The organism is Streptosporangium sp. NPDC001681, assembly GCF_040298085.1.
Classification (GTDB): Bacteria; Actinomycetota; Actinomycetes; order Streptosporangiales; family Streptosporangiaceae; genus Streptosporangium.
This window is the reverse complement of the sequence record NZ_JBEOZN010000004.1, coordinates 59284-84674: the sequence shown is the minus strand read 5'-3', so window position 1 is coordinate 84674 and position 25391 is coordinate 59284. Positions and strand designations below refer to the sequence as shown.

20 protein-coding genes are annotated in these 25391 nt (G+C 71.5%); 10 read left to right on the top strand and 10 right to left on the bottom strand.

Annotated elements, in window-relative coordinates:
• Window positions 1-51: 51 nt before the first annotated feature.
• From ngcE to ABT130_RS02775, 3 genes are read right to left on the bottom strand one after another with little or no spacing between them, the layout of a single operon-like run.
• Window positions 52-1461, bottom strand: coding sequence for an N-acetylglucosamine/diacetylchitobiose ABC transporter substrate-binding protein (gene ngcE / locus ABT130_RS02785; RefSeq protein WP_350912862.1), 1410 nt, complete (start codon window positions 1459-1461; stop codon window positions 52-54).
• Between the two features lie 39 nt (window positions 1462-1500).
• Complete coding sequence (locus tag ABT130_RS02780) at window positions 1501-2265, bottom strand: sugar isomerase domain-containing protein (RefSeq protein ID WP_350912860.1); 765 nt, start codon at window positions 2263-2265, stop codon at window positions 1501-1503.
• Window positions 2266-2267: 2 nt separating this feature from the next.
• Window positions 2268-3152 (bottom strand): MurR/RpiR family transcriptional regulator, encoded by an 885-nt coding sequence (locus tag ABT130_RS02775; RefSeq protein WP_343980466.1) that lies wholly within the window; start codon window positions 3150-3152, stop codon window positions 2268-2270.
• A gap of 189 nt (window positions 3153-3341) precedes the next feature.
• Here ABT130_RS02775 and ABT130_RS02770 point away from each other — a divergent pair, with 189 nt between their 5' ends.
• On the top strand, window positions 3342-3710 hold the full coding sequence (locus ABT130_RS02770) for a hypothetical protein (protein WP_350912856.1): 369 nt from the start codon (window positions 3342-3344) through the stop codon (window positions 3708-3710).
• Between the two features lie 92 nt (window positions 3711-3802).
• Here the strand turns inward: ABT130_RS02770 and ABT130_RS02765 are convergent, their stop codons facing one another.
• Window positions 3803-4885 carry a thiolase C-terminal domain-containing protein gene (locus tag ABT130_RS02765; RefSeq protein WP_350952265.1) on the bottom strand — a complete coding sequence of 361 codons (1083 nt, stop codon included), beginning with the start codon at window positions 4883-4885 and terminating at the stop codon, window positions 3803-3805.
• Window positions 4886-5330: 445 nt separating this feature from the next.
• On the opposite strand from ABT130_RS02765, the gene glnII reads away from it, so the two are divergent.
• The 4 genes from glnII (at window position 5331) to ABT130_RS02745 (ending at window position 10849) form a co-directional block, all read left to right on the top strand.
• Complete coding sequence (glnII, locus tag ABT130_RS02760) at window positions 5331-6344, top strand: glutamine synthetase (protein WP_350952263.1); 1014 nt, start codon at window positions 5331-5333, stop codon at window positions 6342-6344.
• Window positions 6345-6746: 402 nt separating this feature from the next.
• Window positions 6747-7658 (top strand): TrmB family transcriptional regulator, encoded by a 912-nt coding sequence (locus ABT130_RS02755; RefSeq protein WP_350952261.1) that lies wholly within the window; start codon window positions 6747-6749, stop codon window positions 7656-7658.
• Window positions 7659-7728: 70 nt separating this feature from the next.
• Window positions 7729-9393, top strand: coding sequence for an NAD(P)/FAD-dependent oxidoreductase (locus tag ABT130_RS02750; RefSeq protein ID WP_350952259.1), 1665 nt, complete (start codon window positions 7729-7731; stop codon window positions 9391-9393).
• Between the two features lie 34 nt (window positions 9394-9427).
• A complete protein-coding gene (locus ABT130_RS02745) occupies window positions 9428-10849 on the top strand; it encodes an ATP-binding protein (protein WP_350952257.1) in 1422 nt (473 codons plus the stop codon).
• Window positions 10850-10908: 59 nt separating this feature from the next.
• On the opposite strand, the gene ABT130_RS02740 is transcribed toward ABT130_RS02745, so the two are convergent.
• The gene (locus tag ABT130_RS02740) at window positions 10909-12168 is read right to left on the bottom strand and encodes an alpha/beta fold hydrolase (RefSeq protein ID WP_350952255.1); all 1260 of its coding nucleotides are present in this window, start codon (window positions 12166-12168) and stop codon (window positions 10909-10911) included.
• A gap of 167 nt (window positions 12169-12335) precedes the next feature.
• Between ABT130_RS02740 and ABT130_RS02735 the strand changes: the two genes are divergently transcribed.
• The 3 genes from ABT130_RS02735 (at window position 12336) to ABT130_RS02725 (ending at window position 16660) form a co-directional block, all read left to right on the top strand.
• Complete coding sequence (locus ABT130_RS02735) at window positions 12336-13394, top strand: LLM class flavin-dependent oxidoreductase (RefSeq protein WP_350952253.1); 1059 nt, start codon at window positions 12336-12338, stop codon at window positions 13392-13394.
• 73 nt (window positions 13395-13467) lie between these two features.
• Window positions 13468-14967 (top strand): AMP-binding protein, encoded by a 1500-nt coding sequence (locus ABT130_RS02730; RefSeq protein ID WP_350952251.1) that lies wholly within the window; start codon window positions 13468-13470, stop codon window positions 14965-14967.
• A gap of 307 nt (window positions 14968-15274) precedes the next feature.
• Entirely contained in the window at window positions 15275-16660 is a 1386-nt protein-coding gene (locus ABT130_RS02725) for a GH1 family beta-glucosidase (RefSeq protein WP_350912838.1), read from the top strand.
• A 59-nt stretch (window positions 16661-16719) separates the two neighbouring features.
• Here ABT130_RS02725 and ABT130_RS02720 read toward each other — a convergent pair whose 3' ends face one another.
• The 3 genes from ABT130_RS02720 to ABT130_RS02710 form a co-directional block, all read right to left on the bottom strand.
• Window positions 16720-17352, bottom strand: a complete 633-nt coding sequence (locus tag ABT130_RS02720) for a ThuA domain-containing protein (RefSeq protein WP_350952249.1) — start codon at window positions 17350-17352, stop codon at window positions 16720-16722.
• Between the two features lie 211 nt (window positions 17353-17563).
• The gene (locus ABT130_RS02715) at window positions 17564-18793 is read right to left on the bottom strand and encodes an ROK family transcriptional regulator (RefSeq protein WP_350952247.1); all 1230 of its coding nucleotides are present in this window, start codon (window positions 18791-18793) and stop codon (window positions 17564-17566) included.
• 379 nt (window positions 18794-19172) lie between these two features.
• On the bottom strand, window positions 19173-20096 hold the full coding sequence (locus ABT130_RS02710) for a cyclase family protein (RefSeq protein ID WP_350952245.1): 924 nt from the start codon (window positions 20094-20096) through the stop codon (window positions 19173-19175).
• 36 nt (window positions 20097-20132) lie between these two features.
• Here ABT130_RS02710 and ABT130_RS02705 point away from each other — a divergent pair, with 36 nt between their 5' ends.
• A complete protein-coding gene (locus ABT130_RS02705) occupies window positions 20133-21491 on the top strand; it encodes a serine hydrolase domain-containing protein (RefSeq protein WP_350952243.1) in 1359 nt (452 codons plus the stop codon).
• Window positions 21492-21646: 155 nt separating this feature from the next.
• On the opposite strand, the gene ABT130_RS02700 is transcribed toward ABT130_RS02705, so the two are convergent.
• Window positions 21647-22438, bottom strand: coding sequence for an SDR family NAD(P)-dependent oxidoreductase (locus ABT130_RS02700; protein WP_350952368.1), 792 nt, complete (start codon window positions 22436-22438; stop codon window positions 21647-21649).
• Window positions 22438-23058, bottom strand: coding sequence for an isochorismatase family protein (locus ABT130_RS02695; RefSeq protein ID WP_350952241.1), 621 nt, complete (start codon window positions 23056-23058; stop codon window positions 22438-22440). The genes ABT130_RS02700 and ABT130_RS02695 overlap by 1 nt, the downstream gene beginning before the upstream one ends.
• Before the next feature lie 175 nt (window positions 23059-23233).
• Here ABT130_RS02695 and ABT130_RS02690 point away from each other — a divergent pair, with 175 nt between their 5' ends.
• Window positions 23234-25360, top strand: a complete 2127-nt coding sequence (locus ABT130_RS02690; protein ID WP_350952239.1) for a protein kinase domain-containing protein — start codon at window positions 23234-23236, stop codon at window positions 25358-25360.
• Window positions 25361-25391: the final 31 nt, after the last annotated feature.

The window sequence follows — 25391 nt, the reverse complement described above, 5'->3', positions numbered from 1 at the left end:
CTAGGGGTGGTGTCGGCACTGGCGTCCCCCGTTACCGAACGGGGGCGGACGTCAACGGTTGAACTTCTTCACCGAGGTGTCCTTCTTGATCGCGTCGGCCTTCCGCTGCGCGCGGTCCGCCCACGCGTCGACGGTCAGCTTGCCGGCCATGAGCTGCCCGGTCGCGGCGGCCACCTCGTCGTGCAGCTCGACGTACCACTTACGGAACAGGAACCAGACGGCGTTGTCGCCGGCCGCGTTCAGCGCGGCCGAGGCGCTCTTGAGACCGGGCTTGAGCGTCTTGCCCTCCCCCGCGCCCTTGACGACGGTGAGCGTGGAGACCAGCTCCATGAACTTGCCCGCGCCCTCCTTGGAGAGCATGGCGCGCATGTACTCCAGACCCGCGTTGGGGTTGGCCGACTTCGCCGAGACGACGTACTCCTCGCCGGGCCGGGCGTGCAGGGTGCCGTACGGCAGGGCGTCCGAGGAGCCGAAGTCGGGCAGCGTGAACATCGCGTAGCCGAAGTCGGCCGGGGTGGAGTCCTTCTGCTCGTTCTCCAGCCAGGAGCCGCAGGGCAACATGGCGACCTGGCCCTTGTTGTGCGCCGTCTGGGTCTGCACATGGTCGAGCCCCGCGGTGCCCTGGAGCAGATACTTCGCCCCGACCTCGGCGAAGGCCGCCGCGGCCTGCTTGACCGGCTCGGCCTTCCAGGCGCCGTCCTCGAGGTTGTCGATGTTCTTCAGCACGTCCTTGCCGCCGATCTTCGCGGCGAGCGTGAGGATGGTCTCGTAGATGTAGAAGGGGTGCTTGCCGGCGTAGGTGAAGGGCGCGATCTTGCCCGCCTTCTTGATGGTCTCGCACAGGGCCAGGAAGTCGGCCCAGGTCTTGGGGATCTGCCAGCCCTCGGCCTCGAAGAGCTTCTGCGAGTACCAGATGCCCCAGACGGTGGTGGCGTAGTTGAGGACGTAGGGCTTGCCGTCGTAGCTGCCCAGCTCGATCGCGTTCGGGTCGATCGTGTCGCGCACCTTGACCGCGGGGTCGTCCCAGCTGGGCGCGTCGTACAGCGGCGTGAGGTCGGCGAGCTGACCGTCCTGGACCAGGGCGCCGAAGTCCATCGCGTTGGCGCCGGAGTTGTTGATGAACTCCGGCGGGTTCCCACCGGCGAAGCGCGGCTGGAGGGTCTTGGCGATCTCCTTGGTCGCGTTGTGTTTGATCTCCAGCTTGGGGTGCCTGGCCTGGAGCAGCTTCTCGTGGACGTCCTTGGCGTAGGCGTCGCCGAAACCGCCGTCGAAGATCCAGATCTCCAGGGGCCTGTCCTCGGCGAAGCCGAGCGGGTTGGCCGCGCTGGTGGCCCCGGCGGCGGGTGCCGAGGACGCGGCGCCGCCGTTGCCCGCGGGGGTGGCGCACGCGGACAGGGCGGGCAGGGCGAGGCCGGCCAGGGCCGCGCTGCGCAGGAGCTCGCGCCTGGATAGCTGGGTCATGCTTCCTCCTGGGGGTGGCCTGGAAGTGACAGGCAGTGGTCAGGCACCTCGCCGGATCCTTCCGGCGTAGCGGTTCTCGAGAGCACGGTTGTGCTCGTCTCCGCCGGTCACGTTGGCGGAGCGGTAGATCGGCGGAGTGTGGCCCGCCTCGATCAGCGTGCGCACCACCTCGGCCACGACCATCTGGGCCAGCAGCGCCGAGGTGATCGTGGAGACCGCCCCGAACGTGCCGCCGTCCGGGAGCGGGAGTACCGCGTCACCGTATGGAGCTCGGTTGTCGAGCACCACGTCGGCGAGGTCGAGCAGCTTGCGGCCCGAGGGGTGGCGCGAGGTCATCGCGGTGCTGTGCCGTACGGAGGTCAGGGCGATCAGGCCGTGCCCCTGCTCCTTGACGATCGAGGCCAGCTCGACCACCGAGCCGTTCACCCCGGAGCTGGAGATCAGCACGAACACGTCCTGCGGCCGGACGGGCGCCAGGTCGTAGATCCGCCGGGCGACCGACGGATCGCGCTCCAGCTCGCCGGGGGCTCCGAGGAGGGTGCCGACCGGGGCGTCCCCGTACAGGACGACGTCACGCAGGGCCAGACGGTTGCTGGGCACCAGGCCGCCCGCGCGCCCGGCGATCTCCATGGCGATCGCCTCGGAGTGCCCGGAGCCGAAGGCCTGGATCACGCCGCCGTCGAGCAGGGAGGTCACCGTCAACGCGGCCGCGTCCCGTACCGCGGCCTCCTGGGTCCGGGAGACCTCGTCCACCAGGGCCTTCACCTCATGGACGTACTCGACGGCCCCGATATTGATGTCCACGCTCAGTTCCTCTCCACGCGGTGGCTCTCGAGGGCCCGGATCGTCAGCTCGAACGCCTCGTTGGTCTGCTCGTAGGTGCGCTGCGCGACCGCGACGTAGACGGTGTCGAGGACGAAGAGCTGGGAGTGGACCGCGGCCAGGCCACCCAGCCGGAAGGTGGTCTCGCGGCTGGCGGTGGTCAGTACCAGCTCCGACAACTCCGCCAGCGGGGAACGGGCGAAGGAGGTGACCGCGACGGTCAGCGCGCCCCGGTCTCCGGCCTCGCCGAGGGACTCCAGCACCTCGCGGGTACGGCCCTGATGGGAGATGCCGATGGCGACGTCGCCCTCGCCGAGCAGCGCCGCGTCGGCGAGCGCCTCGTGCGCGTCGGCGTGGCTCCAGCAGGGGACCCGGATGCGGCGCAACCGCCCGCCCATCATCCCGGCCACCGCCCCGCTGGTGGAGACCCCGAAGATGAGGACGCGGCGGGCCGCCACGATGGCCTCGGCGACCTTGGCGACGGTGCCCGCGTCGAGCTGGGCCGCAGTCTCCTGGATGAGCCGCGAGTCGGCGGCGGCCATCACGCCGATCGCCGCGTCGAGCGGGTCGGTGGGGCCGATCTCGTGGCCCACCCCCATGTCCCAGTTGGCCTGCGCCGCGCGGCCGGTCTCGGTGGCCAGCGCGACCCGTAGCCCGGCGTATCCCGCGAAACCGAACACCCTGCAGAAACGGGTGACCGTGGCGGGCGAGCTGCCGCTCCGCTCGGCCAGCGTGATGATCGTGGATCGCGCCGCCTCCGCGGGATCGGCCAGGATCGCCTCACCCACCCGGCGCAGCGCCTCCGGCAGCGCGGGCGTCTCGGTCTGGATGCGTCCGAGCGCACCTGCGGCCACAAGCATTCCTTTCATCAAAAATCATCTGGGTGAAAATTATTCTCAACTCGGGGCCGAGTCAAGACCATCGGGGGCATGGTGGAGGGTGTGACGCCGGTGGCTCCGGAGTCCGCGGGAAAAGTTCCGACAACCTACGCCGCCCGTCAAGCGTCGTTCATGGCAGAGGTTCCAGAAAAGGAGCCGCCCGACGGAGGCGAACCCACGATGACTCGACGTCCGGCCGACACGCCGCCCCAGGTTTCCAGTGCGCACGTCCACGACGAGCTGGCCGCCCGGCGCGCCCGGCGCGCCCGGGACCAGAGACTGCGCAACGACCCGCACCTCCGGCTGCTCGAACGCGAGCACGGAGTCCGCTTCACGGTCGAGGAGCTCCAGGCCGTGGACCGGCAGGCCCAGGAGACGCGGGCGCCACGCCACGAGGAGCCGACGCTGGACGAGGAGACTCGCTCCCTGCAGCTGCTCGTCTGGCGCCGCCTGGGCCCGAGGGGGTTCCAGGGGTTCATGCGGGATCTGGAGGAGATGGAGGCCGAGCTCGCCGGCTCTCGGGAGGACGACTGGGACGAGTCCAGCTGAGCCCGTCCGGCCCCGCGCCCGCCGCGCCCCGCCGAGTGGCCGACCCGGCGTGGTCGGCACTCGCCCACCCCCCGCGCGCGCGCGTCGCGGCCTCAGCCGGGGCGGACCAGCAGGGCCGCGCTACCGTAGCTGCCGCCGAATCCGGTCACCAGCGCGGTCTCGCGACCCGCTCTGAGTTCCCTTACGGCCTGGGCCACGTTGTTCAGCCCGTGCACGTACCCCTCCGACAGCAGACCGCCGTGCGGATTGACCCCGGCGTGGCGGCGGGCGAGGAGGAACTCGCCCAGCTCGGCCCGGCCGGCCAGGCCGAAGTCCTCCAGCTGCCGGGGCACCAGCCAGGAGTAGGCGTCGTAGAGCAGGGCGACGTCCACGTCCCGGGGCCGCATGCCCGACGTCTCCCACAGGGGAGCCGCGACATGGGCGGAGAAGACCGCGGTGACGTCGGGCGAACGGTCCATGGACGAGCAGCCCGGCCCCCCTCCCCTGACCACGGCGTGGATCCGGGGAGCCTCCGGGGCGAGCCGCGCGTCGCGGATCACCAGCGCGCAGGCGCCGTCCGTCTCCTGGCAGCAGTCGACGGTCCGCAGCGGTGCGCAGACGTACGGCCTGGCCAGGTACTCCTCCAGCGAGAGCGGATCGCGCCGCAGGGCGCGCGGGTTGGCCGCGGCGTTGTCGCGTGACTGGGCGACGACCGCGTGCAGATGCTCCTCTCCCAGACCGGTCTCGTGCAGGTAGCGCTGTGCCGCCAGGGCGAACATCGGGATCGGTCCCGCCATCCCGTACGGGACCGTGAAGCGCTCCTGCGGACCGGTGGAGACGGTGTTCATGCGCCTGCCCGAGCGGCCGTTCAGCGCCCGGTAGACCAGCACGCTGCCCGCGACGCCGCAGGCGATGAGCATCGCCGCGTCGCCGAGGATGGACGCCGTCTGGGTACCGCCGCCGGAGATGTCGTTGTGCCAGCCCAGCCTTTCGATTCCCAGTGCCCTCGCGACACCGACCACGGGGGCCGAGTCGTTCATGTGGTAGCTGAGGACCGCGTCGACCTGCCCGGCCTCCAGGCCGGCGTCGGCCAGCGCGGCGCGGGACGCCTCGACGGCGAGTTCCAGCTCGGTCCTGCCCGAGGCCCGCGTCAGGGCCGTCATCCCGAGGCCCGCGACGGCCGCCCTACCTCGCATCCGGCTCCTGACAGATCGGGTCGCCCGCCGAGACGGGGCGCGATCCGTCCCGGCGGACGACGTCCGTGGACCGCCGGGACGTCGTGGACGCGGGCGGATCTCGGCCATCGCCCGTCACGGTAACGCGGTCACCTTTCTTAGGCAAGCGCTTGCTCGGTTAAGTGGGCGGCGGATTGGCCGTGGGCTCCGGGCCGGCCGCCCTCGACCTCCGCCCACCGCTCCGCGGCACGCCGTTTCCTCCGCGATGGACGTCTACATCGGGCCAATCGTCCGGTAAAAGGGCAGCTCACAGGGGCAGAGAATGGCATGTGCGGTTTTCGGGGCGGCCGCTGCCTGCCCGGATGAGGCTGGGTAACACTCTGTTCACATACGGGCAACAGTTGCGAAATCGCGACTTGCAAATCTTTGGTGGCAGCAGACACCTCCACCCTCAAGGACTCCGCCGATGACCTTCAAGGCCGAATACATCTGGATCGACGGTACCGAGCCGACCGCCAAGCTCCGCTCAAAGACCAAGGTCATGGCGGACGGTGCCGAACTCCCGATCTGGGGCTTCGACGGGTCCAGCACCAACCAGGCCGACGGTTCCTCCTCCGACCGCGTGCTCAAGCCGGTGTTCACCTGCCCGGACCCGATCCGCGGCGGCAGCAACGTGCTGGTGCTGTGCGAGGTGCTCAACCCCGACATGACCCCGCACGCCAGCAACGCCCGTGCGGCCCTCGTCGAGGTCGCGGAGAAGTACGCCGACCAGGAGTCGTGGTTCGGCATCGAGCAGGAGTACACCTTCTTCAAGGAGGGCCGTCCGCTCGGCTTCCCGCTCGGCGGCTTCCCCGCCCCGCAGGGGGGTTACTACTGCGGCGTCGGCGCCGACGAGGTCTTCGGCCGCGAGATCGTCGAAAAGCACCTCGACTACTGCATCGAGGCGGGCCTGGCCATCTCCGGCATCAACGCCGAGGTCATGCCCGGGCAGTGGGAGTTCCAGATCGGCCCGGCCGGCCCCCTGGAGGTCTCCGACCACATGTGGATCGCCCGCTGGCTGCTCTACCGCACCGCCGAGGACTTCAACATCGCCGCCACCCTGGACGCCAAGCCGGTGAAGGGTGACTGGAACGGCGCGGGCGCGCACACCAACTTCTCCACCAAGGCGATGCGCGAGGGCTACGACCCGATCATCACCGCCTGCGAGGCCCTCGCGGCGAACGCCCTGGAGCACGTCAAGTACTACGGCGCCGGCATCGAGGACCGTCTCACCGGCCTCCACGAGACCGCCCCCTGGAACGAGTTCAGCTACGGCGTCTCCGACCGCGGCGCCTCGGTCCGCATCCCGTGGCAGGTCGAGGTGGAGAAGAAGGGCTACATCGAGGACCGGCGTCCGAACGCCAACGTCGACCCCTACCAGGTGACCCGCCTCATCGTGAACACCTGCTGCTCCGCTCTGGAGAAGGCCGAACAGGTCTGATCCCGACCGAAGAACGCGAAGGCCGCGAACGTCCTGCCGGGGGCGTCCGCGGCCTTCCGCTTTCCCGGTGGCGACCGCACAGCGGCCGGTGCCGGCCGGACCGAAATAGCGCAGCCCAAATAAAAGTAAAATGTCGGTATACCGCCCGTTGGGCCGTTCCGCGCCCCCACTCCCGGCGGGAGCGGCTTCTCGCCCCGCCCGGCCGGGATGGGCGGGCGCCAAGCCCGTGACCGTTTCGAACACAGGAACCACAAACGGGCAGGCGATTCATCTGCCGGGTAAACCCGGCAGGCCCCCTCTCGCCAAACGATGGCCTCCAACCCGGGTGCGTGACGAAAATCCCACGAAACAGCTGCTTTAGGACAGCGCTAAAGGGGTAGCTCGCGCCGTACCATAACTGCGATGCAGGACGTAGTGGAGCAATTACAGCGTTTGGGGATGTCGGGCTACGAGGCCAAGGCATACGTCACCCTGGTCGGTGCCGGCCAGCCCCTCAACGGCTACGAGGTCGCCAAGCGCTCAGGCGTGCCACGCAGCATGGTCTACGCGACCCTGGGCAAGCTGGTGGCCAAGAGCGCGGCCTACGAGTTGCGTGGCGCCGACGACGCCGTCGACTACCTGCCGCTGCCACCGCGCTCCCTGCTGGAACGCATGCGCCGGGAGTTCGACGACTCGATCGAGTCGCTGGAGGTCTCGCTGCCCGTGATCGTGGCGTCCCCCAGGGCACACCTGATCCACAGCCTCAAGGACGCGGAGGCACTGCTCGCGCGGGCCGAGGACGTGGTGGCCGAGGCGCACACCGACCTGTTCCTGTCGATCTGGCCCGCGGAGATGGAGCGGCTCTCCCCACTGGTCGGGCGGGCCGTCGAGCGCGGGGTCGAGACCTCGGTGCTGCACTTCGGACCGGCGCAAAAGCCGGTCGGGAACCTCTACGAGCACCGCTTCCCCGCCCCGTGCGCGACCACGGAGGCCCAAGGGGGGCAGGGCCTGGACCATCGGCTGCTGGTCGTCGTGGGCGACCGGCGGGAGGCCCTGGTCGGCGGCTTCGCCGGCGGCACCGCGTGGGGCGTCTACACCGAGGACCCGGCCGTCGTCGCGATGGCCGTCCAGTACGTCAGGCAGGACATCGCCCTGCAGATCATCGCCGACCGGATCGGCCACGAGAGCATGGGCGAGCTCTGTGCCCGTGACCCCGAGCTCAGGCGCTTCCTCACCGACCACGGTTGCGCGACCGCCCTGCTGCGCGCCGCCGGGATACCCGGCCACGGTCCCGATCCGGCCCCCACGACCGCACCCGATGGACGATTGCTTTAACGCGAATGTGGCATCCTTCGGAGAGGTTGTCCCCATCTCGAGGGTCTCTATCTGTGGGGGAAGACAGCGCATGGATAAACCGGTCATCATGACGGTCGACGACGATCCAGGTGTATCACGCTCCGTCGCGCGCGACCTGCGGCGCCGCTATGGCCATTCCTACCGGATCGTCCGGGCCGACACCGCTGTCCAGGGCATCGAGAGCGTCCGCGAACTTCGGCTCCGCGGCGACGACGTCGCGGCGATTCTCGCCGACTACCGAATGCCCCAGATGAACGGCGTGGAGTTCCTGGAACAGGCCATGGACCTGTATCCGTACGCCCGCCGCGTACTGCTGACCGCCTACGCCGACACCGATGCCGCGATCCAGGCGATCAACGTGGTCGACCTCGACCACTACCTGCTCAAACCGTGGGACCCGCCGGAGGAGAAGTTCTACCCGGTGCTGGACGCCCAGCTCGACGCCTGGCAGCGCACCGACCGGCGCGAGTCCGACGAGCTGCGGGTGGTGGGCGCGCGCTGGTCGGCTCCCTCGTACGAGGTCAGGGACTTCCTGTCGCGCAACCAGGTGCCCTACCGCTGGATGCTGGACGACTCCCCCGAGGGCGCCGAGCTGCTCGCGGCGGCCGGGGAGAAGGGCGGTACCGGTCCGGCCAGGGTGCCGCTGGTCGTCACCGGCGACGGTGCGAAACTCACCGCGCCGAACCTGTCCGAGCTGGCCCAGGCCGTCGGGTTGTCCACCGCCCCGGCCACCGACTTCTACGACCTGATCGTGATCGGGGGCGGCCCCGGCGGGCTGGGCGCCGCGGTCTACGGCGCCTCCGAGGGACTGCGCACGGTGATGGTCGAGCAGCACGCCTCGGGCGGGCAGGCGGGCCAGAGCTCCAGGATCGAGAACTACCTGGGCTTTCCCGACGGCGTCTCCGGCGCGCAACTCGCCGACCGGGCCAGGCGCCAGGCCTTGAAATTCGGCGCCGAGCTGCTCACCGCCCGCACGGTCACCAGCCTTGAGGTCAAGGGCCAGGCCCGGGTGGTCGGCTTCGCCGACGGCGGCACGATCGCGGCGCACACCGTCATCCTGGCCACCGGCGTCTCCTACCGGCGGCTGAACGCCCCCGGCCTCGACGAGTTCATCGGCTCCGGCTGCTACTACGGCGCGGCCATGACCGAGGCGCCCGAGTGCAGCAACCGCGAGGTCTACATCGTCGGCGCCGCCAACTCGGCGGGTCAGGGCGCGGTCTACCTGTCCGGGTACGCCAGCAGGGTCTACCTGGTCGTCAGGGGTGACGGGCTGGAGCGGACCATGTCGCACTACCTGATCGAGCAGATCTCGCAGATCCCGAACATCGAGGTGCTCACCGAGACCGAGGTGGTCGGCGCCGAGGGCGAGGGGCACCTGGAGCGGATCACGCTGAAGGGCCCGGACGGCGAGCGCACGGTCGGGGCCGAGTGGCTGTTCGTCTTCATCGGCGCCGAGCCGTTCACCGACTGGCTCGGCGAGACCGTCGAACGCGACGCCAGGGGCTTCGTCCTGACCGGTCCCGACCTGACCGCCGACGAGAACAGGCCGCGCAACTGGCCGCTCCGGCGGGATCCGTACCACCTGGAGACGAACGTTCCCGGGGTGTTCGCCGCCGGCGACGTCCGGGCCGACTCGATCAAGCGGGTCGCCTCCGCGGTCGGCGAGGGCGCGATGGCCGTGGCCCTCGTCCACCGCTACCTGGAGAAGACGTGACCAGGTCCCTCTCCGTGCTCGGCAAGGAGGTCACATGATCGACACAGACGTGCTCCGCGGGCTGTTCCTCTTCGAGCGGCTCGACGAGGACAAGCTCCGCTGGCTCGCCGAACACGGGACCGAGGAGGAGTACGAGGCGGGCGAGCCGATCATCAAGCAGGGTGATCCGGCCGACTGCTTCGCCGTGCTCATCGACGGCGAGGTGGTGATGATCACCGAGACCCCCGCCGGACCGGTCACGATGACCCCGACCTCGCAGCCCGGCGTCTACGGCGGTGCGGTCCTGGCCTACCTGGGCGACCGCGCCCCGGCCACCTACGCCCACTCGCTGCGCGCCACCAAGCCGAGCCGCATGTTCATGCTCCCGGCCAGGAAGTACGGCATGATCATGGCCGAGTGGTTCCCGATGGCGGTGCATCTGCTCGACGGGGCCCGCGTGGGCGGGATGGCACAGCGGGAGCTCATCGACCGGCGGCAGCGGCTGACCGCGCTCGGCACGATCACCGCCGGGCTCACCCACGAGCTCAACAACCCGGCCGCGGCGGCGGTACGGGCCGTGGACGACCTGCGGGTGAAGGTACGGAGCTCGCGCAGGCGGCTGGCCGCGCTGGCGGAGGAGGGCATCGAGCCCGAGCGGCTGCGCGAGCTGGTCGACCTGCAGGAGGCGTGCGCCGACAGCGCCTCGAAGGCGCCGCCCCGCTCGCCGCTGGAGACCTCCGACGCCGAGGACGAGCTGTCCGATGCCCTGGAGGAGGCCGGGGTCTCAGACGCCTGGGAGATCGCCCCGGCGCTGGTGGCGGCCGGGTTCGAGGTCGGCAAGCTCGACGCCGTCCGCGAGGCGATCGGCGACCGGCACCTGGACGCGGCGATGCACTGGCTGTCGGAGGCCACCGAGATCTCCCAGATGCTGAACGAGGTGACGGACGCGACCGAGCGGATCTCCTCGCTGATCGCCTCCGCCAAGCAGTACTCCCAGATGGACCGGGCGCCGTACCAGACGGTGGACGTGCGGGAACTGCTCGACAGCACCCTTACCATGTTCCGCGGCAAGATCCCGCCGGGGATCACCATCGCCACCGACTACGACCCCGGGCTGCCGCCCATCCCCGCCTACGCGGGAGAACTCAACCAGGTGTGGACCAACCTGATCCACAACGCGCTGGACGCGATGGCCGGCAGCGGCGTCCTGACCGTCCGCACCCGCCTCGAACACGACACGATCGCGCTGATCGAGGTCTGCGACACCGGCCCCGGCGTCCCCGAGGCCCTGCGCGAGCGGATCTTCGAGCCGTTCTTCACCACGAAGTCGGTGGGCGAGGGCACCGGGCTCGGCCTGGACATCTCCTTCCGCATCGTCGCCGGCCGCCACGGCGGCGACCTGCGCGTGGAGTCGAGGCCCGGCGACACCCGCTTCCAGGTACGCCTCCCCGTCACCGAGGCGTCCAGCCCGGCCTGAGCCCGTGCCGTCCGGAGCGGGCGCTTTGGACGGCACGGGCTCAGGAGGCCCCGAGACGTTCAGGAGCCGTGGACGCCGCCCGCGATGTCCATCAGGCGGGCGAGGACCTTGCCGCCGGAGACCCGGACGCCGTCGTGCTCCCACTCGTTGGTCACCCAGGTCCGCACGTTGCCCACCGTGCGCGCGGTGCGCATGGACAGGCCCTCGTCGACGTACATGTCGTCGTAGTAGACGGCGGCGACCACCGGGACCCGGTTGGCGGCCAGCCGGGCCGGGTCGTAGAGGGCGGGCCAGCCGGAGACGGTGGCGAGGATCTCGGCGGCGCCCCTGAAGGGGCGGAGCGCGGCGATCTCGTCGAACATCCAGGGGTAGATCATCTCCCCGGTGGGGAGCGTCGGTCCCGCGTCCTCGTGGAACTCCTTGGGCAGCAGCCGGTGCGCGGCCCAGTCCGTGGCGGCGCCCTGGGCGTAGATCGACTCGTGCAGGACCGCGTAGAGCGGGTTGCCGACGAAACCGGTGGCCATCATGACCTCGTATCGGAAGAGGTCGGAGAGCCTGCTGCCGGTCCAGGCCTCCTCCAGCAACCAGTGCAGGTATTCGGCGCCGTCGCTCATCCCCAGGCACATGCCGAGGGTCTGCAGGCGGCGTACGGTCAGCACGTCACCGTCGGGGAGCAAGACCTCGTGCAGGCGCAGGTGGGCGGCTATCGCGTCCAGGCGGTCCGAGTCCTGCGGGTAACGGGCGAAGTAACGGCGCACCTTGTCCAGGACCCGCGGGTAGGTGCGGGAGTAGACGTCGTCGGCGGTGGCGTCGAGCCCGGCCAGGCCGCCGGTCACGTAGCAGGTCGCCAGGCCCTCGGGGGCCAGCGAGAGGTAGGTCAGCGTGATGAAGCCGCCGTAGCTCTGGCCGAGGGTGTCCCACGGCCGGTCACCGGCGAGCTCGCGCCGGATCAGCTCGGCGTCGGCCACGATCGAGTCGGCCCGGAAGTGCCCGAGGCGGGCGGCGAGCTCGGCGTCCGTGCCGCGCACCGTCTTCGCGGTGACGGGAGTGCTGCGACCGGTCCCCCGCTGGTCGAGCAGGAGGACGCGATGGGTTTTCAGCGCCTGCCCCAGCCATCCCTCCGCGGCGGTCGGGCGCGGCGACTTGCCGCCGGGACCTCCCTGCAGGAAGAGCAGCCACGGCAGGTCCTCCCGCTGCCTGGCCGGGTCGACCGCCTCCCGGGCGAAGACCTCGATCGTCTCGCCGCCGGGGTCGGCGTGGTCGAGGGGAACGGTGAACACATGGTCGGTGAGCGCCACACCGGGCAGAAGGACAGTCACCCCGGAAAACTACCCGACCCCACGACCGCCATTTCCTGACGGGCGCGGCACTTCCCCGGACGCGGAGAACTGATACGCTTCCCAAGCGAGCGCTTGGTTTCGTGCGGCCCGCCGCAACCGAGACCGCGGAACGGGACAGACGGAGACGACCGCCAGGGGACAAGCCGATGAAGTTCTCGACCTTCCACCTCTTCCACCGGTTCGACGGCCAGAGCTTCAAGGATGTCTACGACTACCATCTCGAACTGGTCGAGCTGGCCGAGGAGCTGGGTTTCCACGGCGTGCGGCTGGCCGAGCACCACTTCCGCGACTACGGAGTGGTCCCGAACCTGTTCACCATGCTGGCCGCCATGGCCGCGCGCACCGAGCGGCTCCGGCTGGGCACCGGCATCGTGGTGCTGCCGCTGCACAACCCGATCCACGTCGCCGAGGAGGCGGCCATGGTGGACGTGCTCTCCGGCGGGCGGCTGGAGCTGGGCATCGGGCGCGGCTACCAGAGCTTCGAGTTCGAGGGCTTCGGCATCGACCTGGCCGAGGCCCGTGACCGGTTCAACGAGGCGCTGGAGGTCATCCTCGGCCTCTGGGGCAGCCCCACCTTCCGGTACGAGGGCAAGTTCTACCGGACCGGCACCGAGGTCGAACTCGTCCCCCGGCCGCTCCAGACCCCGTTCCCGCCGATCCATGTGGCCGCCGTGTCCCCGGAGACCGTGACCATGTACGCCGAGCGCGGCCTGCCCATCCTGGCCGACCCGGCGGCGCCGTTCCGCAAGGTGGTCAAGGCGGCGGAGACCTGGCGGACGACCGCGGAACTGGCCGGGCACGACGTGACCGGGCACGAGCTGGTGGTCGCGCGCAGCGTCTACGTCGCCGCCACGGCGGAGGCGGCCCGCGAGGACCAGGCCAGGTTCGAGGCGGGGTTCGACCGGAGCCGGATCTTCAACGAGAAGAGCGCCCCGATCGACCCCAGGACCGGCAAGGCCGCACAGGGCTTCGAGTACTACCAGGACCGCTACCTCAAGGGCGGCTCGGTCTCCAACGACTTCCGCTGGGAGCAGTTGGAGGTCATCGGCGACCCCGAGCGGGTGATCGGCCAGATCCGGCTGCTGCGGGACGCCGGATTCGCCAACCTGCTCTGCGACTTCGGCAGCACCCGGCCGATGCCGCTGGCGGAGATGAGGAAGGTCATGCGGTTCTTCGCCGCCGAGGTCATGCCGGCTTTCGAATGATCCGTCCCCGTACGGCTCGCACCGGCCGAGGCGGGAGGTCGCGGGCCGTACGCCACCCCCACCAGGAGGCGCGATGATCCACCAGTTGACCCTGTCCGACGTCCTCGCCGAGCACGCCCGCAGCCGCCCCGGGGTGACCGCGGTGGTGGACGGCGAGTTGCGGCTCACCTACCCCGAACTGGACGCGCGGGTCACCCGCCTGGCGGGCGCGCTGGCCGCGCGGGGCGTGACGGCCGGGGAGCGGGTGCTCTGGCTGGGCAGAAACGACCACGCGGTGCTCGAACTGCTGCTCGCCTCGTCCAGGCTCGGCGCGATCCTCTGCCCGGCGAACTGGCGGCAGTCGGCCGAAGAGCTCTCCTTCGTCCTTTCGGACCTCGCTCCGAAGGTCGTCGTCTGGGAGGAGTCCGAGGTCGCCGCCCCGCTGAGCGGCGAGGACTGGATCCTCGCGGGGGCGGGCTACGAGGCGTTCCTGGCCGGCGGGTCCCCGGGCGCCGTGCCGGACGGGTTCGCCGACGCCGCCGACGACACAGCGCCGGTGCTCGCGCTCTACACCGCCGCCTTCGACGGCCGTCCCAACGCGGCGCTGCTCAGCAGCGCCGCCCTGGTCGCGCACAGCGCCTCGCTGCTGGTGGTGCGGCAGATGGAGCCGGGCTTCACCTTCCTGAACAGCGGCCCGCTGTTCCACGTGGGCACGATGATGTTCTGCCTGGCCACGCTACAGATCGGCGGGACGAACGTGTTCACGCCGGCTTTCGACCCCGAGGAGGTCTGCCGCCTCGTCGACGCGGAGAAGGTCACCCAGGCGTTCCTGTTCGGGCAGATGATCGACGCGGTGGTGAAGGCCAACGAGGGCGGCAAGTACGACCTGACGTCGCTCCGCTTCGTCTCCCACTCGGCCGAGTGGGACGCCATGACGAGCGTGGACGACTCCCCCTGGTGCCGGTCGAGGATGGGCGGCTACGGGCAGACGGAGGTGGCCGGGATGCTGACCTTCCTGGGGCTCGCCCCGGGGGCCGCGGGGTTCGCCGGACGGCCGTCACCACTGGTCCAGGTGCGCATCCTCACCCCTGACGGCGACGAGGTGCCCGCGGGAGAGGTGGGCGAGATCTGCGCCCGCGGCAAGTCCCTTTTTTCCGGATATTTCAACAGGCCTGAGCTCAACGAGGCGAAGACGCGCGGGGGCTGGCACCACACCGGCGACCTCGGCCGCCGCGAGGCCGACGGCACGATCACCTTCATCGGCCCCCGGCTCCGCATGATCAAGTCCGGCAACGAGAACATCTACCCGGCCGAGGTCGAGCGGGTGCTGAAGACCCATCCCGCCGTCGCCGACGCCGCGGTCATCGGCGTCCCCGACGAGCGGTGGCGGCAGGCGGTGAAGGCCGTCGTGGTCCTCGGGGACGGGGCCACGGCCTCCGCCGAGGAGATCGTCGAGCATGTGCGGGGCGGCCTCGCCTCATACAAGAGGCCACGGCACGTGGAGTTCGTGGCGGCCATCCCCAAGAAGGGCTTCACCCCCGACTACGACGCCCTCGACGCCGCCCACGGCGGGGGCGGCTACCCCGGCACCTGACGGTTCACCCCGGTCCCGCACGGTCCGCGACGAGAGCCTGCTCCCGGGAGCCGGCTCTCGTCGGCCGTTCCGGCACGATCGGAATCGTCCACGGCCTGGGCACGACTCGGTAACTCCACCTTGACGCAGACGGAGTTTTTCCCCTTAAATTTCATTATGAATTAAGCCTCAAAGTTGAGCAGCCACCACTCCCCTCGGGCGCCCACAGAGCGCGGGAGGGTGGAACGGCGCCCCTGCCACCGATCGTCGACCTGACGCCGCCCGGCAGGCGACCCATCCGCGTAACCACGCAAGGAGCGATCAAGGGATGACCCAGACCGACGACCGGACCGGCACCGGCCTGGCCCTGTTCCCCCCCGGTTTCCGCTGGGGGGTCGCCACCGCGGCCTACCAGATCGAGGGCGCCGCCGCGGAGGACGGACGCGCCCCCTCCATCTGGGACACCTTCGCCAGGACCCCCGGCCGGGTGCACCTCGGGCAGACCGGCGACATCGCCTGCGACCACTACCACCGCTACGCCGACGACGTGGCCCTCATGCGGGACCTCGGCATCGACACCTACCGCTTCTCCGTCTCCTGGCCCCGGGTCAGGCCCGACGGCACGGGACCGGTGAACCCCCTCGGTCTCGACTTCTACGACCGGCTGACGGACACCCTGCTGGCCGCCGGCATCGAGCCCATGACCACCCTGTACCACTGGGACCTGCCGCAGTGCCTGGAGGACCGGGGCGGCTGGACCGTGCGGGAGACCGCCCACCACTTCGCCGAGTACGCCGGAGTGGTGTACGACCGGCTCGGAGACCGGATCAGGACCTGGACCACGCTCAACGAGCCGTGGTGCTCGGCCTTCCTCGGGTACGCCACCGGCGATCAGGCGCCCGGCAGGACCGAGCCGGACGCGGCCTTCCGCGCGGCGCACCACCTGCTGCTCGGCCACGGTCTGGCGGCCCGCGCCCTGCGCGCGGCGGGAGCCCGAGAGGTCTCGATCACGGTCAACCTCACCCCGGTGTCCCCCCGCGACCCGCAGGACCGGCACGACGTCGCGGCGGCCGGGCTCGTCGACGGCCTGCACAACCGGATCTTCCTCGACCCGATCCTCAACGGCCGCTACCCCGCCGACATGCTGGAGCACATGGCCCGCTTCACCACTCTGGAGCACATCGCCGACGGCGACGAGGAGCTGATCGGCGCCCCGATCGACCTGCTGGGAGTCAACTACTACGCGCCGACCCTCGTCGCGGCGAAGGTGGGCACGCCCTCCTCGAACCGCTTCCCCGGCACCGAGGGCGTCGAACACCTCGACCCCGGCCTGCCGGTGACCGCCATGGGCTGGCCCGTCGAGGCCGACGGCCTGCGCAGGCTCCTCGTGCGGCTGGCGCGGGACTATCCCACCACCCCGCTGATGATCACCGAGAACGGGGCGGCCTACCACGACTCCGCCGAGGACGGCCGGGTGGCCGACGCCGAGCGCGTCGACTACCTGCGCACCCATCTGCTCGCCGCCCACCAGGCGATCGGTGAGGGAGCCGACCTGCGCGGTTACCTGGCCTGGTCGCTGATGGACAACTTCGAGTGGGCGTACGGCTACGAGAAGCGGTTCGGGCTGGTCCACGTCGACTACGACACCCAACGGCGCATCCCCAAGGACAGCGCCCTGTGGTACAGCGGTGTCATCGGCAGGAACGGGATCTGAGGCGACGTTCCCCGCGCCCCCATCCCCGAGGGAGGCGCGGGGAACGTCACGTCAGGCGGTCACCGGCCGGCCCAGATCAGGCCGCGCCGGGTGAGTTCGTACACGGTGGGATGCCGCAGGTCCGCGAGCCGGTGGCCGACGGCGGAGAAGAAGACCTTTCCCCTCCCCCACCTGCGGGTCCAGACGACCGGCATGACGGCTTCCGGTGAGGCGAACCGCGTGGTGGCGAGAACCTCGTTGTGGGCGTCGGTGAGCATCCAGTACTGCTCGGTCTCGACGGTGAAGTCGTCCAGCCCGGCGACGATCGGGTGGTCGGCGCGCGCGGGGTCGATGACGACGTCGTAGCTGAGGAAGTCCTCGGGGTGGTGCAGGAAGAGCCCGCCGACCATCCGCAGGTAGTCATGGCTGCCGTCGAAGGTGGCCACCAGGCCGCCGTGCCAGCCGGCGAAGCCGGTACCCGCGCGGACCGCGGCCACCAGCCCCGCCTCCTGCTCCCGGGTCAGTGTGCCGCCCGTCCAGCACTGCACGACCAGGTCGGTCCCGGCCAGCAGCGGCCGGTCGGCGTAGACCTCCAGGTCGTCGGCGACGGTCACCGAGAAGCCGGCGGCGGCCAGTTCGGGGATGAACAGCTCGGTCGCCTCGACGGGGACGTGCCCCTCCCAGCCGCCACGGACGACCAGCGCCCTCCTCATCGGCGGCCCGCCCAGCCGCTCGCCCGGCGCTCACCTGACGACGGCCTTCCCCCACGGGGTGCGGCGCGTCCGGAGGCGGCGCCCCGAAACGTCCCGTCGATGTGCGACCCGTCCACAGTCGTTCCCCCCGTCGCCACTCTTAGTACAGAATGCAAAATAAGTGCTGGGCGGGACGGCGTCAACAGCCGCGGCGCCCGGCGCCGGAGACCGGTCAGCCGTGCGCGGGCCCGGCCGCCCGCGCCGGGCTCTCGTCCCGCCCCGCGGGGCGCACCGCGTGGCTGCGCAGCAGGAAGTCCTCGACGACCAGTGTGGCCGCGCCCAGGGCGACCGCCTCGGGACCGAGCCGGCCCAGCTCGATCGACGCCTGCGAGAAGGGCAGCGGCAGGGCGTACCTGGCGGCGGCGGCACGGATCTCGGCAAGGAACTCCCGCCCGAGCAGGGACCCGGCCCAGCCGCCGAGGATGACACGCTCGGGGTTGAACAGGTTGATGAGGTTGGCCAGCCCCGCCCCGAGGCAGCGGACGGCCTCCTCGAACGCGGGCCTGGCCAGCGGATCGGCGAGAAGCGCGGCGAAGACGCTCTCCTCGTCGTCGTCCCCCAGGTCCCTGCCCGCGCCGGCGAGGATCGCCTCAGCGCCGACGTACGCCTCCAGGCAGCCCTGGCCGCCGCAGCGGCAGGGGCGCCCGTCGAGGACGATCTTCGTATGGCCCCACTCCCCCGCGCCGTTCGCCGTTCCCCGGTAGGTGACGCCGCCGTTGATGATGCTCGCCCCGGCACCGGTGCCGATGAAGGTCATGACCAGGTGCTGGGCGCCCTTGCCCGCCCCGAACCAGAGTTCGGCCTGGCCGGTGGTCTTGACCCCGTTGTCGGCGAAGACCGGGATCGAGGTGCCCTCGCGCAGCAGCGCGCCCAGCGGTACGCCGTCCCAGCCGAACGCGCGGGCGTGGATGAGCAGGTCGGGCCCCTGCTCGGCGACACCCGGGACGCCCAGCCCCATGCCGAGCACCTCGGACTCGTCCGCCCCCGCCTCCGACAGGACCGCCTCCAGCCCGTCGAGGATGTGCCGGGCCACCACGGCGGGCTCGTGGTGGCTCGGGTCGAGGGCGAACTCCTTCCTCGCCCGCTCCTTCATCGCCAGGTCGTACAGCTCGACGCGGACGCGGGTCTCCCCGACCCCCACCCCGACCACGTATCCGTACGAGGGGTCGACCCTGAGCATGATCCGCGGGCGCCCGCCGTCGGAGTCGACGGAACCGGTCTCGACCACGATGCCGTCCGCGATGAGGTCGCCGATCACGTTGCTGACCGTCGCGGCGCTGAGACCGGTCGTCTGGGCCAGGTCGTGCCTGCTCAGCTCGTTGGCGAAATACAACGTCCACAGGACCACGGACCGGTTGCCCTTCCGCACATCACGGAGGGTCCCCCGCTGTGGACGGCTCATGCTTCTCCCCGGGGAAGTAATTTCAAATGTTAGTACAACTACTACTCTAGCCACTCGCGGCCAATGCTCATCGAGCACACTCCTGCCCGGCGAGGCGCGCCGCACCCGCATCGGGCGCGAGGAGAGTTTCCCAGGTCGCGCGGGGAATCGCCACGTCCGGCACGGACCCTCGGAACCGTCTCGAAGGCGCCGATCCGCCCGGCGCGCCCCCGGGCGGATCGGGTCAGGACGGTGACGGCCAGCAGGCGAGATCGTGGTCGGCGGCGTGGTCGACGGGCCGCACCGCGCCCGACACGTGTGCCAGGTCTTACCGCTCCTCCACGGGCGTTCGGCGTCTCCCCTGTCCCGGTGCCCGGGAAACGGCCACCGGGCGCCGCTCTCAGAGGATCGCCAGCGGGTTGATCGGGCTTCCCGTGCCCCCCTCGATCCTCAACGGGGCCGCGACGAAGACGAAGTCCCCGCCGCCGCGGCCGGCGCAGGCCGCGCCCAGTTCCTCCAGCGAGAGCATCTCGGCCAGGTGGATGCCGTGCCGCCAGAGCAGGATCAGGTGCAGATCGTCCGCCAGGTCCTCGTCGGCGAGCTGGCGGGCGTTGAGGCCCCCGATGGCGGCGTTGTCCGAGGCGACCACGGCGACGTCGCGGGCGGCGAGCCACCTGCCGCCGTCCGCGGACAGGCCAGGCTGGCCCGCCCAGTAGTCCTGCGGCGAGCCCTCCCAGACCAGGGGCCAGCCGGTGCGGACCACCGCCACGTCGCCGGGGCGCACATCGTCGTGGATCTCCGCCAGCAGGTCGCCGGAGACGCGGAAGTCCACCGGCAGGTGGTCGAGGCCGAGATGGCGGGGGACGTCGAAGAGCACCCCCCGGGCGACGACGCCGCCCGCGGTCTCGATACCGCAGCGGGTGGCCCCGTAGGACCTGACCCTGGCGGCGGGGTGCCCGTTGTAGAGCTCCTCCCCCGCCCACATGTGGCAGAGCGCGTCCATATGAGTCGTGGTGCCGTGGTGGGTGACCATCAGGGCGTCGTCGGCCATCCGCAGCCCGGCCCCGATCGGGCGGGTGCCGGCCGCGTAGTCGCCGCCGTCCACGGACATGAAGTGCTGCGGCAGCGGGCGGCCCCGCAGGTGCGGAACCGTCGTGGGGGCGGGCGAGGAGGTGGCGCCCCTGATGGGCATGGCCAGGCTGATCACCTGGCCGGTGACGGCGGAGGCGAGGGCGGCCAGGACCGTGCCGGGGGTCAGCAGGTTGAGGGTGCCACGCTGGTCTCCTGGGCCGAAGCGGCCCCAGTTGTTAGGCTCGGCTACCAAGCAAGTGCTCACTTTCTAAGGATGCGGGGACGGACGATGACTGCGGACGGTGTGATCGAGGGTCGGGCGGACACGTATGGGCACTGCGACCCCCGCTTCTCCCGGGTGCGGGAGGTGTTCGAAGCGCACTTCACCGGCGGCGAAGAACTGGGCGCGGCGTTCGCGGTCTTCCTGGACGGCGAACCCGTCGTGGACCTGTGGGGCGGGGTCGCCGACCGCCACAGCGGGCGGCCCTGGGAGCGTGACACCCCCGTGCTGGCGTACTCGTGCACCAAGGCGGTGACCGCGACGGTCGCGCTGCTGCTGGCCGAGCGGGGCCTACTCGACATCGCCGCCCCGGTCGCGGACGTCTGGCCGGAGTTCGCGCGGCACGGCAAGGAGCGCGTCACCGTCGAGCACCTGCTCACCCACCAGGCGGGGCTGCCCGTGATCGAGGAGCAGGTCCCGGTGGAGGAGTTCGGCGACCAGGCCGCCATCGCGGACCGGCTGGCCGGCCAGGCGCCGATCTGGGAGCCGGGCACCGCGCACGGCTACCACGCGCTGACGTACGGGTTCCTGGTCGGCGAGGTGGTCCGCAGGGTGTCGGGCGGCTCCGTGGGCGAGCTGGTGGCCGCGGAGATCTCCGGGCCGCTCGATCTGGATCTCCAGGTCGGCGCCGGCGACGACGTGATCGAGCGGGCGGCCCGGCTGTCCGCCCGGGAGCGCGCGAAGCCCTCCGCCCCGGCGCCCGCCGAATCCGCGCCGGCGGGCGCGGCGGACCAGGCCGGACAGGTCACCGGCACCGCGCGGGCCGCGGAAGACGAGCGGGCCGGTAACGGCGCGGCAGGCGGCCCCGCGACGGTCTCCACGGTGGCGGAGTTGCCGGGACACGGACCCGGGGACCCGGTCTACGAGATGGCCAGGGCCTCGCTCGACAGGAACAGCCTGATGAACCGGGCGCTGGGCAACCCGCCGATCCACCGGCTGTCCGGCGGCGCCAACAATCCGGTCGTCCTGCGGGCCGGCTGGCCCGCGATGGGCGCCGTCACCAGCGCCCGGGGACTGGCCGGGTTCTACCGCGACCTGGTGGCCGGGCGGATCGTGGGCCCGGAGACCCTGCGCGACGCGACGCGCAGGAGGGTGCACGGCCCGGACAGGGTGATGTTCATCGACAGTTCCTTCGGGCTGGGCTACATGCGTCCGGCGATGACCTTCCTCACCCCCGCCGGCGGCGCGGAGACCGCTTTCGGCCACACCGGTCTCGGCGGGTCGCTGGGCCTCGGCGACGCCGAGCACGGCCTGGGCATGGCGTACACGATGAACAGGATGGCGGGCGCCGTCTCCGGCAACCTCCGCGCCTACCGCCTGGCCGAGGCCGTCTACGAGTCGCTCCCCCCGGGGCGCCCCACGCGCTGAACCCCGCAGGGACGCCGCCGGGGAGAACCGCCGGGAGAACTCCGGTGGCGCCCCCGGGAAGGACACCGGGAAGAAGCGGGTCGACACGTCGTGACGCCCCCGCCGGCCGGCGGCACCGGTTCCCGGGTGCCGCCGTCGGCCACTCGCCCGAGGTGTCAATGCATCGTGACGCCGCCGCTGACCGACAGGGTCTGGCCCGTGACGTAGGCGGCCCTGTCGGTGCAGAGGTAGGCGACCATCCCGGCGACGTCCTCGGGGGCGCCGAGGCGGCGCAGCGGGATGCCCCTGGCGATCCTGTCGACCAGCCCCGGCTTCTCCGCGTCCACGCGGCGGAGCATCGGGGTGTCGGTGGGCCCCGGGCAGACCACGTTGGAGGTGACGTTCCCCCGGGCCGCCTCCCTCGCCAGCGTCTTGGCCAGGCCGAACAGTCCCGCCTTGGTCGCGGCGTACGCGCCCTCGCCGCCGGAGCCGGCCCGCGCCCCGTCCGAGGAGACGAAGACCAGGCGGCCCCAGCCGCGCTCGATCATCCCGGGCAGCAGGAGGCGGGTGAGCAGCATCGGGGCGCGCAGGTTGACCCGCCACATCAGCTCCCAGCCTGCGGGGTCGCCGGTGACGAACGGCTCGACGATCGACACCCCGGCGTTGTTGACCAGGATGTCCACCGGCCCGGCCCGCCCGCAGAAGTCCTCGATGGACGCCGGGTCCGCCAGGTCGACCCGCAGGGCCGTGGCCGGGGCCCTCGGCCCCCTCGGCGCCCCGGCCCCGGGACCCAGGCCGATCGACTCGCTGTTCAGCTCGTCGGCGATCGCCGCGGCACCGGACTCGTCCACGTCGGCCACGACGACCCCGGCCCCGAGCGCGGCGAGGTCGCGGCAGACCGCGGCGCCGATCGCCCCGGCTCCCCCGGTCACCACCGCCGTGCGCCCATCCAGCCTCAGGCCGTCGATCACTTCCAGGCCTCCACGATGTCGGCGGCCCGCACCCGCGCGGCGAGCAGGCTCACGGTGTGCCTCAGCACCGCCTGTGCGTAGTCGTCGGGGACTCCCGCCACGGCGTCGGTCACCACCGCCACCCGGTAGCCGAGGTTGACCGCCTCCAGGGCGAGCCCGGGGATGCCGAGGTTGAGGGAGAACCCCATGGCGACGACCGTCGAGACGCCGAGCGAGCGCAGGGTCATGTCCAGCGACGTCCCGGTGAAGGGCGAGAACCCGTGGTGGCGGCGCGACTCCAGGTCGCCGGGGTCGCGCAGGCCGGGCAGCACCTCGACCGCGCCGCTGCCCTCCAGCATGTGCGCGGGGTCCTTGAGCAGGGCCGTGATGAAGGGGCTGTTCGCGGTGTGCGACCCGGCGCGGTCGGCGCGGAAGGCCGCGGTGCAGTGGATCACCGGCACCCCGGCCGCACGGGCCGCGGCCAGGACCGCGGCGGCGTTGGTCACCACGTCGCGCCGGGCGCACACCTCCACCAGGTCCGGGAACTTCGCGAGGTCTCCGGCGACGCCGCGCTGCATCTCCATCACCAGCACCGCGCTGCGGTCCGGCGCGGCGAGCGCGCCCAGATCGACGGCCATGCGACCTCCACTAACCCGAGCGCTTGCTTGGTTAACGATCGGAGCCTAACACGCGACCGGATCGACCATCGAGCACGGTTTCGATTGTTACCCTTCGCAAAAGTTGACTAACCGTGACAACCAACCCCATGGGTGAGACCGTCGAACAAGTCGACGGCACTCGGAAGGGGGCTGGATGGTTCCGGGATACCGCGAGATTCGGGAACTCGGCGTCGGCGGGGGCGGGCGCGTGGTGCTGGCCACGTACGCCGCCACCGGTGCCTACGTGGCTATCAAATACCTCAACGCGACGCTCAAGGACGACTACCGCTTCCTGGCGCGCTTCCGTGCGGAGGCGCGCGTCATGGTGGAGCTGCAGGACCCGAACGTGGTCCAGCTGTACGAGTACTACGAGGACGTGCTCGAAGCCGCGATCGTGATGGAGCTGGTCGACGGGGTCGCGCTCAGGCGGATCCTGAGCGAGCACGGCAGCACCAGCCCGGAGGCGGCGCTGACCGTGCTCAAGGGCTCGCTGCTCGGCCTGGCCTTCGCGCACGCGGCCGGGGTCGTGCACCGCGACTACAAGCCGGAGAACGTGCTGATCCAGGCCGACGGCGGCAGCAAGCTGGCGGACTTCGGCATCGCCGCCCACGTCGGGGAGACCGGCATCACCGCCGGCACCCCCGCCTACATGGCTCCCGAGCAGTGGGAGGGAGCGGCGGCGAGTGCCGCGACCGACGTCTACGCGGCCACCTGCGTCTTCTTCGAGTGCCTCACCGGGCGCAGGCCGTACCTGGCGGATCACCGCGCGGCGCTGATGCACGGGCACCTGACCACGCCGATCCCGGTGGCGGAGGTGCCCGGTTCGGTCCGCGCCCTGGTCATGCGGGGCATGGCCAAGGACCCGAATGACCGGCCGCAGGACGCGCGGGCGTTCCTGGAGGAGCTGGAGGCCGCGGCGCTGTCGGCGTACGGGCCGGAGTGGGAGCAGCGCGGACGGCGGCACCTGGCCGAGCTCGCCACGCTGCTGGCACTGGCGTTCCCGCTGGCCAAGCCCGCACCGAGGGCGAGTTCCTCGGTGGCCCAGACCGTGCTCGGCCGGATGGGGCGGGTACGCCGTCCCCGGCTGGGCCCCAGGACGCTGGCCGGGCTTGGGGTGGTCACCGTCGCGATGACCGCCGGTGTGATCGCGGCCAACCGGCCGCATGACCGGCTCTCCGCCGACACGATCTTCACCCCGCCGCCCGGCTCAGCGATCATCCAGGAGACACCGGCGGGACGGAGCCGGGTGCCGGAGCCGCCGGAGCCGTCCGTCGGGCCGAGCCCCTCACGAAGCGCCGCCGTCGGGCGGCCCGTGCCCCCCGCGGAGAGCACGGCCCCCGTCCCCGTCACGTTCCCCTCGCCGGCGCCGAGCCGGACCGTGGACCCCACCCCCTCCACCTCCCGGCCGAAGCCCACACCGACACCCACACCCACACCCACGCCCACACCCACGCCGAAGGCCACACCGACACCCACGCCGCGTCCGCCGACGCCCACCGCCACGCGCACCCCGACACCCGCGCCGACCGTGACGGTGATGCCGCCGGAGCCCGCGCACACGGTCAGCGGTCTGCGGATCGTGGGAATCGACGCGAACGGCGCCACGGTCGCCTTCCGCGCCTCCACCGCGGCGGACGTCGCGGTGACCGTCACGTTCGCCGAGGGACCGGAGCGCGACCGGCTCGTCCAGGCACCCCCGCGCACCTCCGTCCTCGACGGGTCCGCGGCCTACTCGCACACCGTCCCGCACGCCTTCACGGTTCCGGCCTGCGGGCAGACCCTCTACCGCCGGGTCACGGTCTCCACCTCGCCCCGCTCCTCGGGCGGGACCGCCGTCCGCACCCAGGAGGTCCACGGCGAGCCGTGCTCGCCGCCCTCGGTCTCCATCACCGCCTTCGACGGCACCACCGTCGGCTTCCTGGTCAGGACCTCGGGCACCGCGCCGGTGACCGTGCGGCTCGGGTTCGCCCAGCGGCTCGACGGCGCGGTGACCAGCGGCACCCGGGAGCTGGAGCTGTCCGGCGCCACCGAGTACGCGCGGGAGGTGAAGGGGGAGTTCGCCGAGCTGCCCCGGTGCGGGGAGCGTGTCACCCGGCTGGTGACGATCAGTACGGTCCCCGCGGGCGACATGCCCTCCCGGACCGTCCGGATCGATCTGCCCTCCTGCGCTCCCACCTCCGGCCCGACCCCGGACCCGGCCTCGGAGAGACCGCAGGACTCCGAACGGCCCGCCGTGGACGAGCCCGGCCCCGAGCGAACCGGCGTGGACGGCATCTTGTGAGGTAACCAAGCGTGCGCTAGCTTGGCGATCG